We start from the raw sequence: 14,212 nt of genomic DNA on the forward strand, positions 1-14,212 counted from the left end.
AGGTATCTACTCTCCTTTGGGAATCGGGCGGTTAGCTCAGTTGGCTAGAGCGTTACGTTGACATCGTAGAGGTCACAGGTTCGAGCCCTGTACCGCCCACTTTGGTTGAAAGTCTTGTGTCGTAAATCATTACGACACAAGACTTTTTTCGTTTCTTGCCAGCGCCAGTTCAAGGCTCTGGCTCTTCGTCGCTCGACATAAAAATAAATAAAGAAAGCGGACAGCGGAAAAATGGTCGCCTGAGGCGTGCTTTCGAGGAAATCCGGCCTATCCAGGAAGAGTGGGTAGCTTCCGGACCGGACTGCGTCATTTTTTTTCCGAACTACCAGACCGGACTGAACCGCTTCTTTTTTTTTCGGAACGGACAATTGCTCCTCATAACCCGAAGCGCCAGTTATAAGGTCACGCTCTTCGTCGGAAAGCCGAAATCCGAATGTCGAATCTCTTAACTTCTTGCGGGGCTTGATGTTTCAGTCTTCTGCATCGCTCTGATCGACCGGACTGGACCGCGTGTTTTTTTTGAGCCCCCAGAGTGGACCGGACTGGCGCGTTTTTTTCTAAGCTCCAATCTTCGTTGCCCGAATGCACCCGTTTTGAAGTTGCGCTCTTCAGCAGGTTCGTAAGAAATAGAACGCGGAGGACACGGATGAATCACGGAATTACACGGCAAGAGGAATTTCCCATCACATCAAATTTGATTAGAAACCAAGTCAATTTGAAAATGCCAGCTTGCTGCACAAACGACGATTTCTGACCGTGAAACGCCGTGATTTATCCGTGGTATCCGTGTTCCATTCATTGTTTGTCCTCCAATATCGCAACTTCAAAATGCGCAAGCGGGGGAATATGGTCTCCACTTCCAATGGTGCCGTCACCGCTAGTGGATCACTCTGCATTCGAGATCGCTCTGACCGACCGGACTGGATCGCCTGTTTTTTTTGCGCGGCCAGAGTGGACCGGACTGGCGCGTTTTTTTTTCGCGCTGAATTGCCAAGCCACCAATTCCCCATCCCGCGCAGCAAACAAACCCGCCAACCTCTCTCGAAGTTGCCGGTCTTCAACGACAAGGTACCGCCAAACTGAAATCAGCAGGTCGCTCGGCGCACTAAAACATGTGAATACATAATAACAAAACACTGAGACTTTGTCAAGGTGCGGCCTTCGCCAGCGGACCCCAACCAAAGCGACGATGCGGCACGGACGATGCTGCAAACAGCCGCGGCTGCGTGGTGAGATTCAAAATTAGAGGATTCACCATGGAGGCACGGAGGAAACGCGAGAGGATGTAGCGATCCTGGGAAAGTTAGGGAACTAGGCGCCATGGCCACGGCCTTGCGTGGCAATGAATGCGGCCGGCAATCAAGCAATCGCGCAAAACTCTCCAAAATCATGCCTATTCGTGCGACATTGAAATCGCCGTTGTCCAGCTTTCATGCACGCCGCTCAGCAAGAAGATAAAGTAGTGGAGCAGCCCCATTCACGGCTGGAAGCGAACAGACTTGGAGGATGGGGCTCGCCCTGCTGCCGTCTTCGAAAGCATCAAGCATGAAAACTATGTCCCGCGTCCTCTTTGATTGATTTCCTCTGGCAACTTCCGTCGGCGAGTCGTCAGACATCAGCATCATTCGTAGATTTATCGGGACTTCATGCACGTTGCGTGCGGGCTGATTGGTTTACCTCGGTTTCGAAAGAGCTTTTAGGCATTTGGGCAGGTCAATCGTATCGACATGAGATTTGATGACATCTATGACGCCATTCGAGAAGGGACTGTCGAGGATGTTCGCCGCCTGCTTGAACTTGGCGTTGACCCGAATGGTGCTGGAGACATTTTTGGCGGAGCTTCTTTAGTCCAGACGGCCGCGGAAAAAAATGACTGCGATTTAATACGCTTATTGATCGCATTTGGTGCTGACCCAGAGCGCCCCGATCTGGAGACAGGAACAACTCCGTTGCAATATGCGATTACCGCAGGCAGATTGGAGGTGGTGCGAGTTTTGCGAGAGCATGGTTGCCGCAACTAACCGCTTGTGCACTTGGAGAAGAGGGGGCGGCGGCGAATGGCCCCCGGCATTTCAGGATTTATGGAGAACCAAGCAGCATGATCGGCGTCAGCGTAGAGGTGCGGCGGTTTGTGGGCACAGACCAGCCTGGTTGGGTCGAGTGCTGGTTGACCGACGCGAATGGACTGGAGTGGTCCTTCGTAGAGAAAGTCCCCGTTGTTTCGTCCGAGCTGCTCTCCGCCGAAACTGACTACCCCCGGCCTGGCCTGATTGCTTGTCAAATCGTAGAGCGGCGGATCGGTGCTGAGCAGCGCGAAGTAGTTCTCATCGACACGGAACAGCCTTGGGGAGTGGAAGCGACTACGGGCGAGACGCGATTCTTCGTCCGTCCATCGCAGTTGAATGAGTTAGAATAACTGGCAGAGGACGGCTCGGACCAGAGGCAAATTAAAAGGTATCCGAATGAGTAATACCGTAAACGATCGACGTCTCCAGCTTCCTGCGGACGTTGTGGAATCGCCAATTTCACTCGAGTTGATTTCAGTTTGGTCCTTAGACAACAAAGTCAAGATTCTCACTCGTGATCAGACACCACTCGATTTTCGCGCTGATATTTGGGCCGAGATCGTTGCTGGACTTATCTGTAATATTGCGGATACAACATCCGTTGCCCAAGGAATTTCTAAGCACCAAGCGGCATTCATGATTGCAGATGCAGTGACTAAAAATATTCAGGCTTCAGCAGAGGGGAAGTAAGTGCAACGGGCGCCACGGCCTTGGCTGGCGATGAATGGGAATGCAGACCAAGTTTGATCACGACCACTGTAAAGAGTTGGGATGCAGAAATGATGACGATTTCGAGAATTGAGGACGCTGGTTGAATTGCCCGCCTCCATCATGGCCACGCAAAGCCGTGGTGATGGCGGCTGCGTCCCGAAAACGACCTGTAAAAATAAGCGTGGTGGTTGATCAGCCGAAGCTGGCTGTTGGATAAGTATGGACATTTCTAAACTAGCGCCGCGAATCCCGATCTTCCCGCTGTTCATCGCGGTGAGTTTGCTCGTGGGCTGGTTCATACCGAGCTTCTATACGTGGACAGACTCTGACCAAAGTCGCCCTTCGCCGCTGCTTTGGCAGGCGCCGATGTGGTCAGCGATTGCCTCGGCGGGTTTTTGCCTGGTTCTGCCGTGGCTGCCGATCACGACTCAATCGTCGATCGACGCCTCGCCGCCCAAGCTGCGTTTCTCGCTGCGCATGTTGCTGGCGATCACGGCCGCCATTGCGATTGCGACGGCGCTGCTTACCAAGTTTCCGCTGGTCATCAGCGGGATCCTTTGTGCCGGCGCTTATGTCTCCTTGATTGCGTTTAGCGTGCGGAGCCCGCAGCATCGTCTGGCGTCGGCGGCACTATTGGCCTGCATGATTTTTCCGTACGCCTGGGTCGTCGGCTACCACGAACTGGATCGGATCCTGCCAACTTTCGCCATGATGGTTGCCGGCATGCCGGCCTTCGTTCCGGCGGCATTGATTGGCCAGTTGTTCAGCCAAAATATGCGAGATGCAACCTGGCTGGCGTTTCTTTTAACCGCACTAGAGCTCGTGCTTGGGATTTTGATAATTCGACTTGGTCCCAAGCGTACGATCGCCTACTTGCTGCTCGTCCTTCACGTTTCGGCAGTTGGATCGCTCGGCTTTCACATGCTTTGTCTGGCGTGAACAGCGGTTCCACTGCGGGAGTGCCGGGTTCGCGAGCGGATGGATATATTCGTTTCGGCAGACGGGTGTCTACGATTCCTTTGAATCACTACGCATGGGCCAAGATGTTCACCAGTTTTCCAAACGGATCGCGGACATAAAAACGCCGCACGCCCCAGGGTTCATCGACCGGTCCATACTCGAGTGCGAATCCGGCCGCTTGCATCGCGGCCGCCGCTGCGTCGACATCATCTACTTCGATCGACAGGTCAGGCGCCGCCGTATTGTTGCCACCTTGCGCTGCAAAACTGATCTGCACCGACATCGATTGTTGTGATCCATAGGTTGCGATCCAGCCAAAGTCCATCAGTAGGTCGAGACCGAGAATGTCTTGATAGAACATTTTCGCCAACGCGGGATTGGCGGTTTGGATGTTGGCGACGATGCGTTGGACTTGCATGAATAGTGGCTCTCTGTTTTGTGGCGAATAAATATTACACGGCCAATCGTTTTTACTTTTCGCCGATATCCGTGATAAAGGGGAGATATTCTCTCAGAGAGAGGAACATCATGTCTAACCACCTACAATCGGCCGATGAGATTATCGCCTGTGTTAAGTCACTAGCAGTGTGGAATGAGGAAATTTTCAATAGGCTAGTGGACATCACTTCAGGTCAAGTCATGACCGTTCCGGCCGAGGAAGCGGAGAGTTTGATCCGTCGCTAGGTTCCACCCGCTGGTGGAGCAGCATTGGCCGGCCTGAATGAACTCGTCTGGATCAGTTCTTGCTCGATCGAATCAATCTCTCCCGCAGCAAGAACAGCGCCACAAAAGCAACCGGCAACAGCAGCATCCAGCCTGCGGTTGTCCAATCACTGCTGGCATCTAACGCGGTGATTTCAAAATCGAGCGCGGCTGAATCTTGGCCGAGCAGCGTGGTGCGAACTTGCCACACGCCGCTCTCGGGCAGGACCAGCTTGGCCGATTGCAGCAGTTTGTTGGTGGCGGCGGACTGGGTTGCGTCTTGCCCAACGATTGTGCCGGACTCGCTGGTGAGCTGGAAGGAAATCGGGACGTTGTGGATGATTTTTCCGTCCGCGTTTTGCAGCATCACACTCAGATCGACCGGGCCTGCTGTTAGCGGTGTGGGAGCGGTGAAGATCGTGACCTGATACGGACCCACGGTGCGACGAAGTTGAACTTTGCCGCCGTCAGCCAATGCACAGGTGCTCGTGGCAAGGCAAAGCGTGAGCGATAACCAGGTTTTAGAGACCGGCGACATAGGCGCCTCGCATTTCCATCGGTTGCAGCAGCACCCAAATGCAGGCGACAAAGAAGATCACCAGAAAGATCGCCCATGGCGTCAGCGTGCGAATGTCGGCTTGCTGGTTGGGGGTTTCACGTTGGGCGATCCGATACGCGGCCCACAGCGACATGCAAAGGCCGACGTCGAGAAACAACAGCTCCAACGGCAACAGCCAAGCGATTGAGCTGGCGGTGCAACAACTACAGACTCCGCCGCCGATGAGAAAGTTGGTCGCCAGATGATCGTTGGCCATGCGCTGCGCGGCCCAAATCAACGCATCGGCGCTGGTGAAAAAGTGAAACGAGTAGTGGGCCAGCCACATTCCCAAGCCGAGCGGAATCAGCGCCGGTGCGAAACGCAGCACCGGGGCACGCCAATCTTTTGTCGTCTCGGTGGGCGCCAAACTTGCTTTCCCTAGCAGCTGCATGATCAAGAAAGGCGCCGCGAACAAACCGATCAACATTCCGCCGGTCACGATCGGCAACCGTCCCCAGCCAATCGCCGCCGTCACCGTTTCTTCTAAACTCACCAGCGGCGCCGTCATCCAGGCCGCGTTCAATAACGCCGCAAACAGCAGCACCACAATCAGCGCCGCTAGATCGGCACGCTGCGAATACTTTCCGACCCCAGAGCGCGTTGCGTCACTGACCAGATCGACTCCGGGACGCAGCTGCACCAGCGTGATGTTTTGATGGGGGCAAGCATCGGCGCAGTCGAGACAAAACGTGCAGTCCATGTTCCCCTGTTTTTTGGGGACGAACAGCGAGAGTTGGCAGCCTGGCGTTTGTTGATTGCCGGCCAAGCAATCGCGGGTGCGGCAGCTAGCGCAAATGTCGGTCGACCGCGCGGCGACTTCGCTGGGAGAAACCAACGACTGCACAAAATTGAACTGTCCGATCGGGCAAACATACTTGCAAAACGGCGCCTGGGCGAAGAGCAGATCAAACAACAACGCTATCGCAAAAAAGCCGATCACAATCAGCGCCGTCCAAGCCGGGCGGTCCCACAGCAAGAAGGCTTCGTACGCCCAAAAGAAGATTGCCAAGACCGCGACAGCAGGCCATTTGTTTTGCAGCGATTTCGGAAAGCTGTACCGCAGGTTGAATCGCTTCGCTAGTCCGCGCATCGCCGTGAACGGACAGATGGCGCAAAAGAAATTGCCGCCGACGACCAGCGAGATGACCAGGATCGCACGCCAATGAATCCAGGGAGCGACGCCGGCTAGATTTAGGGCCGAGATTTGCGGACCGGTGAGTCCGTCTAGGATGATGAGGCCCGCGAGTGCGAACATCACCCAGCGTAGCGTCATGCGAACATCGCGGCGCTGCAGCAGCGGCGCCCACAGCGACGGACGCGGGCCCAGCGGTCGCGGCGAACGAGGAGGAGCCGCAGTGGGCGAGTGTGTTTTGCGACGTCGCACGGCTGCTTTGCCGCTCGACATTTGCTCGGCCACGATCCAAAAGAGCGCGATCACGTAGGCGAGCGAAGTAGGGATCCACATCACGGCGCCGGCCAAGGACTGATCGTCGAGTGGCGTCATGTTCCACAAGTTGGGCGCGGCGGCGTAGTGCGGATACAACACGCGCGGCGAGAAGGTCAGGATGCCGGAGAGAATGGTTCCTTGCACGCCTGCGAGAAACAGATAAGGAACCAACAGCCAGCGCGAATAGGTAGTACGCAGCGGATAGGGTTGCATCACGGGATGCCAAAACAACAGCGAAGCGGCGAGGAACATTGCATGCTCGATGCGGTGCCAAAAATTGCTTTCCAGCGCCAGTTGATAGCAGCCGGGGGCATGCCAAATCCAAAGCGTCGCCGTAAATACGAGCCAAGTGACTTGCGGCCGAAAGAGCCAGGCGAGCGCCGTTCGCAGCGGCCGCCAGCGCGCGAAAGGGCGAATCCATTCGTCACGCAACCACTTGGGCAAACCGATCAACAGCGGGAGCTCTGGCGCCGAGAGCCAAACCAACGGCGGCGCAACAATCATCAGTAGCAGATGTTGCACCATGTGGATTTGCAGCGAGAAGGGGGCCAGTGCGTCAAGCGGTGATTGCAGCGCGACAAAGATGGTCAGCAGCGCCGCAAAGAACGAGGTCAAACGCCAACTAGGGAAGCGGCTTGATCCGCGCCGCCGCAAGTTGCGCCAACCGCGAAAGTAGATCCAGCCGCTGACCAATAGTGCGAGCAGAATGCTAGGCGAAAATTGCCATGAGCTGCTGATCGCCCTGTAGAAATCGGCGTTCACGGCGCTGCAGGGGGAGCGGCGGCCAGCGGTTGGGCCGCGTTGGAGGGAACCGCGGCAGGCGGCATTCCTTCGGGACGCAACCTAACCAGAAATGCGACCAGTGCGGTGACCTCGGCGCTGTTCATCTGTTGAGCGTAGGCCGGCATGTTGCCGCCCCCTTGTACGACCTGGCGAACCATCGCATCGGGATTCATTTGGATGCCGACGTTGGTGAGATCGGGACCGCGATGACCGCCGGCGCCATCCAGTGCGTGACAGTTGCGACAGCATTTGTTTTGAAAGACGATTGCGCCTTGCAGCTCGAGCGGCGATAGCTGCTGGACGATTCTGTCTGGAACCGGCGTGTTGCTCCAAGCTTCCATATCGGGCGACCAGGGAGAGGTCGCTCCATACCAACCCAAAATCATGAATGTCACAAAACTGACCAGCACTACCAGCACCGCGACGGGCCGACGACGCGCGCTGCGCTCGCCGCTGCCGGCGACAAACGGCACCGCCGCTAGCGCTAAAAAGCCGATCACGGGAAGCCCGAGCATCAGAAAGGTTTCCATCGCCGGCGGCGATAGCGCGGCCAACGCAAAGACCGGCAAGAAGGGCCAGTCAGGGCGGGGCTCGGCATGAATTAACGTGGGATCAGGGATCTCGCCGGGCCCTTTGGGACCAAATGTTATCGAGAGCGCTACCACCACCAGGACCGCCATCGCGCAGGCGATGCCGTCACGGTAAAGTGCGTGCGGGAAGAAGGGAATCCCTTTCTCGAGCAGCTTTTCGTATTGAGCCGGATAGGTTGCTTTGTTGACCGGTTCACCGGCGACTGGGGGTTCAGAGATGCCGCGCTTCACCACCAGGTACAAGTGGACGACCAGCAAGCCGATCAAGATGCCCGGCAAGATGAAAACGTGCAGCGTAAAGAAGCGGCTGAGGGTTTCGCTGCCGATATATTCGCCGCCGAGGATCAAATGGACGATCGACGGGCCGGCGATCGGAACGCGCCCCGCCGCGGAGACTGCTACGCTGACGCCCCAGTACGAGTCGCCGTCGTAACGCAGCACTTGACCAGTAAACGCCAAGCCGAGGGTCATCGCCAACAGGCCAACGCCGACCAGCCAAGTCAGTTCACGCGGATACTTGAAGGCGCCCATCAAAAAGACTTGCGCCATGTGGACCATCAGCATCACGACCATGCCAGAAGCCGACCAGTAGTGGATCGCGCGCAGCAACCAGCCGAACGGCGCTTCATAGTTCAGATATTCGAGACTAGCGTAAGCGTCGGCCGCCGTCGGTTGGTAGACCATCGCCAAGCAGACGCCGGTGACGATCTGCAGCATCAGCAACGTAAGCGTCATGCTGCCAAAGACGTACCACCAGCCGACCGGTTTGGCCAGCGCGGCCGGCACAGGGTGACGCATCACGACCCAGAGCGTATCGCGCAGCTCAAGCCGATGTTCGAGCCAGTCCCAGACTTGCTTGATTGTGTTCATACGGATGCTGCGTTAACCCGGTTGTTGAAGCGTCGGCAAGTGGCCCAGCTTGACCAGCAGGGCGCCTTTTTCTAGGCGATGTTCATACTGAAACAGTCCCCGCGGCGGCGGACCCGACGCGTGCGCTCCATCTTCGTAATAAACCCCGCCGTGACAGGGGCACATAAACAGCCCGGCGTCGGCCAGCCAATTGACGGGACAGCCAAGATGGGTGCAGTTGACCGCGAAGATCTGAAACTTCTCTTCATCTGCGCGGCGCACATAGATAGCAATTTTGCCGGCGTCGCCATCTCCCAGACTATGCAGCGGATTCTCTAGATCAACCAGACGAGTTTGACCAATCGGAAACTCATCAACTTGCCCGGCGGTCGTCCATTGGTCTTCGCGCTTGCGCAGCGGGCCCAGCAAAAAACCAACGATGGGTACGCCTGCGGCGGCGGTCGCCAAAGCGCCCAAAGCGATGGCGCTCCATTGCAGCAGACCACGGCGTTCTGCGTCGGGCGAATCGGTGTGGGATGATGAATGCGTCATAATCAATCGAGCGGTTGTTTATGGTTGGTTGGCCGGTTGAGCGGCGAGCTTGGTCGGTTGTTGCAGCGAGCGGACGTAGGCGGCGATGTCTGAGATCTGTTGCGAAGTGAACGGCGCGCCGGTGTGCGACTGTTTGCCGAGCGTTGCGAAATCAGGCATTTTTAGGTCTGGGCGCCCGGTGATGATTAAACGCCGCAAGACGATGTCGCTCATCAGGCGGGCCAGCGCCGGTTCGTTCAGAGGGCCAGCGCCATCTCCTACGCCGGCGTCTCCATGGCATTTGGCGCAGGAGGTTTCAAATAATTCTTTACCGCTGTCGACATTGGCTTCAGCAAGGCCGGCCGGATCGTCGGCTGATACTTGATACGGCGGCAGCGCGCCGGTCGGCGTCGAATGGTCGCCCCAGGCTTTGCGAATGCCGGTGACCATGATCTGCACCTGATCTGCGGTGAGCGCGCCTCCTTGCTGTTTGCCGAACGCCGGCATCAGCGTCCCAGGGCGACCGTCAGCGATTGTTTGGTGCAACTGATCATCGCTGACGATCGCTTGAAATAAGGGATCGGCCAGCGGCGGAGCAGGGCCCAGACTACCGGTAGCGCCGTGACAGCCTGAGCAGTTTTGCTGAAACAGCACGCTGAAGTCGGTGATGTCCGCTGGTCGCACAAAGCGATCGGCCGGGTCGGGCTTGCCACAGCCGATCGATAATGCTGCAAGCAGCACGGCGATCAGCGAGAGGGCGTTAGTCGTGGGCATCGTGCGACTCCTGTTCGCCGGTCGGCGTTAGCTTTTGGACCGCGATCTTTTCGGACCGCACCACGACCATTCCCATCACGATTCCAAACGCAAACTGCGATGCGATAAACCAAGGCCAGCTGACGTACTCGCTCATGACCGGGTTGAGGACGCCCATGAAGCTGTAAATACCGGCGGACCATAGCAGCGGACCGACAATTCCGCCCCAGAAGACCGGGGAGCTAGGCATCGTCGGCAACAGGACGCCAAAGAAGAGCCCGACCATTAGTGAGGTAATCAAGTGCAGCACCACGCCCACCAACAACGCGGTCAGATTAAACTGGCTGAGCTCCAATGCCGTGTCATCAGCAAAGTGGGGCAAGATCATCGCCGCCAGCAAGTTGATTGGATACCACAAGCCGCGTCCGCTGACCAAGCCGTAGATCGATGCGACAATCGCCATGACTGCGCCGCCGGCCAAGCCCCCTTTGACGCCGGCCGAGTAGGGGTGAACTTTTTCGGGCAGCTCAAGACGCTGTCCGGGTGTCGGTGAGAGGACTCGTTTGTGCGACGGCAGAATTGGTTTGGCTCGCAACTGGGGCGCGACCAACGGTTCTTCGACTTCGGCTTCTTCGGTCAGCAGCTGTCCGAACCAGCCGAACAACGCGGTGAAGACGATTCCCAGCCCTACGAGCGAGAAGATGAAGTTGGTTGGAATCCCCAGCGCCATCAGACCAACTCCGGCCGCCAGCACCATCGGCCAGGCAGTCGGGCGCGGCATCGCAATCGCTTCGATCGGCGGCGGTGATTCAGGATTGGCAGGCAAGTCAGACATGGTTGCTCGTTAGGTTCCCATCCAATAAACGACGCCAAAAATGACAATCCAGACGGCGTCGACGAAATGCCAATACCACGAAACCAACTCGGGCGCTTCGCTGTGGGCGCTGAGTCGCCCTGAACGCTCCAGCCAAGTGATGATGGTTAGTAGCGACAGCCCCAAGGTGACGTGAAACGCGTGAAATCCGATCAGCGTATAGAACGTCGTACCAAACAGGTTGCGGCCGATCGTCAAACCATCTTGATAAATTAACTCTTCCCACTCGTAGGCGGTGCCGACCAAAAACAGCACGCCCAGCGTGATTGTCACAATCATCCAAGCAGTAAAACCGCCCAGGCTGGACGCTTTGCGGGCGTTCATCGCCAAGAGGATCGTTCCGCTGCTTCCCAGCAAGAAGGCGCTGTTGATGACGGCGCGCGTCAGACTGAGCGATTCGGCTGGCGTGGGGCCAGACTGATCGGCGCCCAAGTAAATCAAATAGGCGACGACCAGCGTGCTAAAGAACGCCGCTTCGGAACAGAGAAACGCCGCCATGCCGACCTGAGCTGGCGTCAGCGGGAATTCGGTGTTGACCGGCGGTGGAATCGGGATCGCTTCTTCGGCGGAGGGCTTATTCATATTTCCAGTCCGGGTCTTCCGGATGTTTCAGATCCCACAGCGGTCGCCGGCTGCGCACCGTGGGGATTTGTTCAAAGTTGTAGGACGCCGGCGGGCTGCTGGTCGCCCATTCTAGGGTCCACGCATCCCACGGATCATCGCCTGCTTCTTTTCCTGCACGCAGCGAAAGCACCACGTTGATAAAGAAGATCAAAAAACCGATCCCCATGATGAAGGCGCCGATCGTCGAAAGTTGATTCCAAAAATCCCAACCTTGACCCGCTTCGTAGGTATAAACACGGCGCGGCATCCCCATGATCCCAGCGATATGCATTGGGCCAAACAGTAGATTGAAGCCGACAAACAGTAACCAAAAATGCCAGGCGCCCAGCTTTTCGCTCAGCAGCTTGCCGGTCGCTTTCGGAAACCAGTAATAGCAGCCGCCCATCAGGGCAAACAAACTGCCGCCAAACAGCACATAGTGAAAGTGGGCGACCAGAAAGTAGCTGTCCGAGACTTGCCAATCGACCGGAACCGTCGCCAGCATGATGCCGGTCAGCCCGCCGATCAAAAACATGCCGAGAAAACCGAGCGCAAACAGCATCGGCGTGCGTAGTTGCAGTCGACCGCCGTAGAGGGTCGCGACCCAGTTGAAGATCTTAATGCCGGTTGGAACCGCGATCAAAAAGCTGGCGGCCGAAAAGAACGCATCCAAGCGATCGTCGAGCCCGACCGTAAACATGTGATGCGCCCAAACGCCCAGACTGATAAAGCCGATCGCGGCGGTGGCTGCCGCCATCGATGCGTAGCCAAAGATCACTTTTCGCGAAAAGACCGGCACAATTTCAGAGATGATTCCAAACGCCGGCAGCGCCATGATGTAGACCTCGGGGTGCCCGAAGAACCAAAACAAGTGCTGCCATAACAGTGCCGATCCGCCGGCCTGCGTGTCAAAAAAGTGGGCGCCTGCGTAACGATCCAAGAGCAACATGATCTGAGCGGCGGTCAGCGGCGGAAAAGCGACAATGATCAGCCCGGCGTCGATCAGCATCATCCAGACGAAGAGCGGAACCTGATTCAGCTTCATCCCCGGAGCCCGCATTGTGAGGATCGTTGCGATCAAATTGACGGCGAAGGTTAACGTGCCGACGCCGCTGACAAAGGTTCCCAAGATCCAATAGTCAACGCTGCCGCCGCGCGCGTAAGCCGGTGAAGTAAGCGGAGCATAAGCGAACCAGCCGACGTCCGGCGCCGAACCCAGTCCATACAATGCGTCGCCGGTAAAGTAGCTGGTGTAAAGGATGCACCCGCCGAAGAGAGCCAACCAAAAGCCGAGCGCGTTCAAGCGGGGAAACGCAACGTCGCGGCAGCCGATCATCAGCGGCACCAGATAGTTGGCGAAGCCGGAGAGCATCGGCATGACGACGAAAAAGATCATCGTCGTCCCGTGCATCGTGAAGAGTTGGTTGAAAGTATCGGGGCCAAGCAGCGTATTGTTGGGAACCCACAGTTGCAAGCGAATCAGGAGGGCTTCGACGCCGCCGACCACCAAAAAGAAGAGGCTCATCAAGATGTACAGCAGGCCGATCCGCTTGTGATCGACCGTCGTCACCCAACCATGTAGTTGCGTCACCAGCGGCGTCGCCGCGCTTGATTGTCCTGTTTCGGCGATCGCCATAGTTATTCCAACGTCATCAAGTAATCGACCAACTGTTTCACTTCTGTCGGGCTAAGTTGCATGTTGGGCATGCGGCTGCCGGGCTTCACCCGATCGGGATCGGCGAGCCAGTCCGTCAGGCTTTCTCGATTGTTTTCTAAAATGCCTGCGGCGATCGTCTGGCGGCTCATCAGGTGCGTCAGGTCAGGGCCAAACTTGCCGACCGCCGGCTCGCCGCGGATCGTATGGCAGTTGGCGCAGGCCTGATCCATAAAGATCTTTCGGCCCGCTTCGACCGATTGAGCGACGGCGGCGCTGCGCTGTTGCTGGGTGACCCATTTTTCAAAGTCGGCCGGCGAAACGGCGGTCACGCGAATCAGCATCTTGGCATGTTGGGTGCCGCAGTATTCGGCGCAGCGACCTTCATAAACGCCGGCGGTATTTGCCGCCAGCCGCATGAAGTTGGACTGGGCCGGCACCAGGTCCGTTTTGCCGGCCAAGCGGGGAACCCAAAAGCTATGGATGACGTCGGCCGATTCTAACTGGAGATAAACCGGCGTTGAGACCTCTGGATCGGAAGTCGGAATCACCAATTCGTTGGCGGTTGTAAAGCCGAACTCGGGATATTCAAACTCCCACCACCATTGATGCCCTACCGCGCGAACTCGCAAAGTTCCCTCGGTCGGCGGGTCAGATCGCATCGCAATGACCGAGCGAATCACCACCAAGCTAAGGACCAGCACGATCAATGTCGGAGCCAAGGTCCAAGCGATTTCGATCGGTTCGCTGCCGTAGATCTGCGGCGGTTCGCTATCGTCGCGCGGCGCGTTGGGGGGATCGCGAAAGCGGTAGACAAAATAGGCGAGCGCTCCGCCGACCAACAAAAAAATGATCGCGGTGATCGCTAGCACTAGATAGAAGAGCTCTCGGATCGCAAAAGCATCTGGACTGGCGGGATCAAAAACTTCGGGGGTTTGGGCCGAAGAGACAAGAGGGAACAACACGACCAGCACCAGGGCCAGCGGCCAGGGCTGAGGGCCGCAGCAGGCTTGGCGAAATCTTCCTTTGCGCAAGCTTCGCATTCGCGTTTTCCAATTGGGTGCACTCGTCCATGGTGAGCATCGTTCGCA

15 protein-coding genes and 1 tRNA gene are annotated in these 14,212 nt (G+C 57.1%); 6 read left to right on the forward strand and 10 right to left on the reverse strand.

Going from position 1 to position 14,212, the window contains the following annotated elements; translation table 11 throughout:
- Positions 1–25: 25 nt before the first annotated feature.
- From SH421x_RS01300 to SH421x_RS01320, 5 genes are all read left to right on the forward strand, one after another.
- Positions 26–99 (forward strand) — tRNA-Val (locus SH421x_RS01300).
- Positions 100–1,727: 1,628 nt separating this feature from the next.
- Positions 1,728–2,021, forward strand: coding sequence for an ankyrin repeat domain-containing protein (locus tag SH421x_RS01305; protein WP_488853496.1), 294 nt, complete (start codon positions 1,728–1,730; stop codon positions 2,019–2,021).
- Positions 2,022–2,098: 77 nt separating this feature from the next.
- A complete protein-coding gene (locus SH421x_RS01310) occupies positions 2,099–2,416 on the forward strand; it encodes a hypothetical protein (protein WP_488853497.1) in 318 nt (105 codons plus the stop codon).
- A 46-nt stretch (positions 2,417–2,462) separates the two neighbouring features.
- Entirely contained in the window at positions 2,463–2,756 is a 294-nt protein-coding gene (locus SH421x_RS01315) for a DUF5076 domain-containing protein (RefSeq protein WP_488853498.1), read from the forward strand.
- Positions 2,757–2,996: 240 nt separating this feature from the next.
- A complete protein-coding gene (locus SH421x_RS01320) occupies positions 2,997–3,716 on the forward strand; it encodes a hypothetical protein (RefSeq protein WP_488853499.1) in 720 nt (239 codons plus the stop codon).
- An 88-nt stretch (positions 3,717–3,804) separates the two neighbouring features.
- Here SH421x_RS01320 and SH421x_RS01325 read toward each other — a convergent pair whose 3' ends face one another.
- Positions 3,805–4,155, reverse strand: coding sequence for a VOC family protein (locus SH421x_RS01325; RefSeq protein ID WP_488853500.1), 351 nt, complete (start codon positions 4,153–4,155; stop codon positions 3,805–3,807).
- 110 nt (positions 4,156–4,265) lie between these two features.
- On the opposite strand from SH421x_RS01325, the gene SH421x_RS01330 reads away from it, so the two are divergent.
- A complete protein-coding gene (locus SH421x_RS01330; RefSeq protein WP_488853501.1) occupies positions 4,266–4,421 on the forward strand; it encodes a hypothetical protein in 156 nt (51 codons plus the stop codon).
- Between the two features lie 52 nt (positions 4,422–4,473).
- On the opposite strand, the gene SH421x_RS01335 is transcribed toward SH421x_RS01330, so the two are convergent.
- The 9 genes from SH421x_RS01335 to coxB are packed head-to-tail and all read right to left on the reverse strand — an operon-like array spanning position 4,474 to position 14,164.
- A complete protein-coding gene (locus SH421x_RS01335) occupies positions 4,474–4,977 on the reverse strand; it encodes a hypothetical protein (RefSeq protein WP_488853502.1) in 504 nt (167 codons plus the stop codon).
- Entirely contained in the window at positions 4,961–7,246 is a 2,286-nt protein-coding gene (locus tag SH421x_RS01340; RefSeq protein ID WP_488853503.1) for a cytochrome c oxidase assembly protein, read from the reverse strand. The genes SH421x_RS01335 and SH421x_RS01340 overlap by 17 nt, the downstream gene beginning before the upstream one ends.
- On the reverse strand, positions 7,243–8,727 hold the full coding sequence (locus tag SH421x_RS01345; protein WP_488853504.1) for a cytochrome b N-terminal domain-containing protein: 1,485 nt from the start codon (positions 8,725–8,727) through the stop codon (positions 7,243–7,245). Before SH421x_RS01345 ends, SH421x_RS01340 begins: the two co-directional genes overlap by 4 nt.
- Before the next feature lie 12 nt (positions 8,728–8,739).
- Entirely contained in the window at positions 8,740–9,258 is a 519-nt protein-coding gene (locus SH421x_RS01350; protein ID WP_488853505.1) for a QcrA and Rieske domain-containing protein, read from the reverse strand.
- A gap of 18 nt (positions 9,259–9,276) precedes the next feature.
- Complete coding sequence (locus SH421x_RS01355) at positions 9,277–10,011, reverse strand: c-type cytochrome (protein WP_488853506.1); 735 nt, start codon at positions 10,009–10,011, stop codon at positions 9,277–9,279.
- A complete protein-coding gene (locus tag SH421x_RS01360) occupies positions 9,998–10,825 on the reverse strand; it encodes a hypothetical protein (protein ID WP_488853507.1) in 828 nt (275 codons plus the stop codon). Before SH421x_RS01360 ends, SH421x_RS01355 begins: the two co-directional genes overlap by 14 nt.
- Before the next feature lie 9 nt (positions 10,826–10,834).
- Positions 10,835–11,446, reverse strand: coding sequence for a cytochrome c oxidase subunit 3 (locus tag SH421x_RS01365; protein WP_488853508.1), 612 nt, complete (start codon positions 11,444–11,446; stop codon positions 10,835–10,837).
- Entirely contained in the window at positions 11,439–13,103 is a 1,665-nt protein-coding gene (ctaD, locus tag SH421x_RS01370; RefSeq protein WP_488853509.1) for a cytochrome c oxidase subunit I, read from the reverse strand. Before ctaD ends, SH421x_RS01365 begins: the two co-directional genes overlap by 8 nt.
- 2 nt (positions 13,104–13,105) lie before the next feature.
- Positions 13,106–14,164, reverse strand: a complete 1,059-nt coding sequence (coxB, locus tag SH421x_RS01375; protein ID WP_488853510.1) for a cytochrome c oxidase subunit II — start codon at positions 14,162–14,164, stop codon at positions 13,106–13,108.
- Positions 14,165–14,212: the final 48 nt, after the last annotated feature.

The organism is Blastopirellula sp. SH421 (assembly GCF_057808535.1).

Excerpts from the sequence above, each read along its gene's own strand:
- SH421x_RS01320 (WP_488853499.1), top strand. The coding sequence starts at position 2,997 with ATGGACATTTCTAAACTAGCGCCGCGAATCCCGATCTTCCCGCTGTTC.
- SH421x_RS01305 (WP_488853496.1), top strand. The coding sequence starts at position 1,728 with ATGAGATTTGATGACATCTATGACGCCATTCGAGAAGGGACTGTCGAG.
- SH421x_RS01360 (WP_488853507.1), bottom strand. The coding sequence starts at position 10,825 with ATGTCTGACTTGCCTGCCAATCCTGAATCACCGCCGCCGATCGAAGCG.
- SH421x_RS01345 (WP_488853504.1), bottom strand. The coding sequence starts at position 8,727 with ATGAACACAATCAAGCAAGTCTGGGACTGGCTCGAACATCGGCTTGAG.
- coxB (WP_488853510.1), bottom strand. The coding sequence starts at position 14,164 with ATGCGAAGCTTGCGCAAAGGAAGATTTCGCCAAGCCTGCTGCGGCCCT.
- SH421x_RS01335 (WP_488853502.1), bottom strand. The coding sequence starts at position 4,977 with ATGTCGCCGGTCTCTAAAACCTGGTTATCGCTCACGCTTTGCCTTGCC.
- ctaD (WP_488853509.1), bottom strand. The coding sequence starts at position 13,103 with ATGGCGATCGCCGAAACAGGACAATCAAGCGCGGCGACGCCGCTGGTG.
- SH421x_RS01365 (WP_488853508.1), bottom strand. The coding sequence starts at position 11,446 with ATGAATAAGCCCTCCGCCGAAGAAGCGATCCCGATTCCACCGCCGGTC.
- SH421x_RS01310 (WP_488853497.1), top strand. The coding sequence starts at position 2,099 with ATGATCGGCGTCAGCGTAGAGGTGCGGCGGTTTGTGGGCACAGACCAG.
- SH421x_RS01355 (WP_488853506.1), bottom strand. The coding sequence starts at position 10,011 with ATGCCCACGACTAACGCCCTCTCGCTGATCGCCGTGCTGCTTGCAGCA.
- SH421x_RS01330 (WP_488853501.1), top strand. The coding sequence starts at position 4,266 with ATGTCTAACCACCTACAATCGGCCGATGAGATTATCGCCTGTGTTAAG.
- SH421x_RS01350 (WP_488853505.1), bottom strand. The coding sequence starts at position 9,258 with ATGACGCATTCATCATCCCACACCGATTCGCCCGACGCAGAACGCCGT.
- SH421x_RS01325 (WP_488853500.1), bottom strand. The coding sequence starts at position 4,155 with ATGCAAGTCCAACGCATCGTCGCCAACATCCAAACCGCCAATCCCGCG.
- SH421x_RS01315 (WP_488853498.1), top strand. The coding sequence starts at position 2,463 with ATGAGTAATACCGTAAACGATCGACGTCTCCAGCTTCCTGCGGACGTT.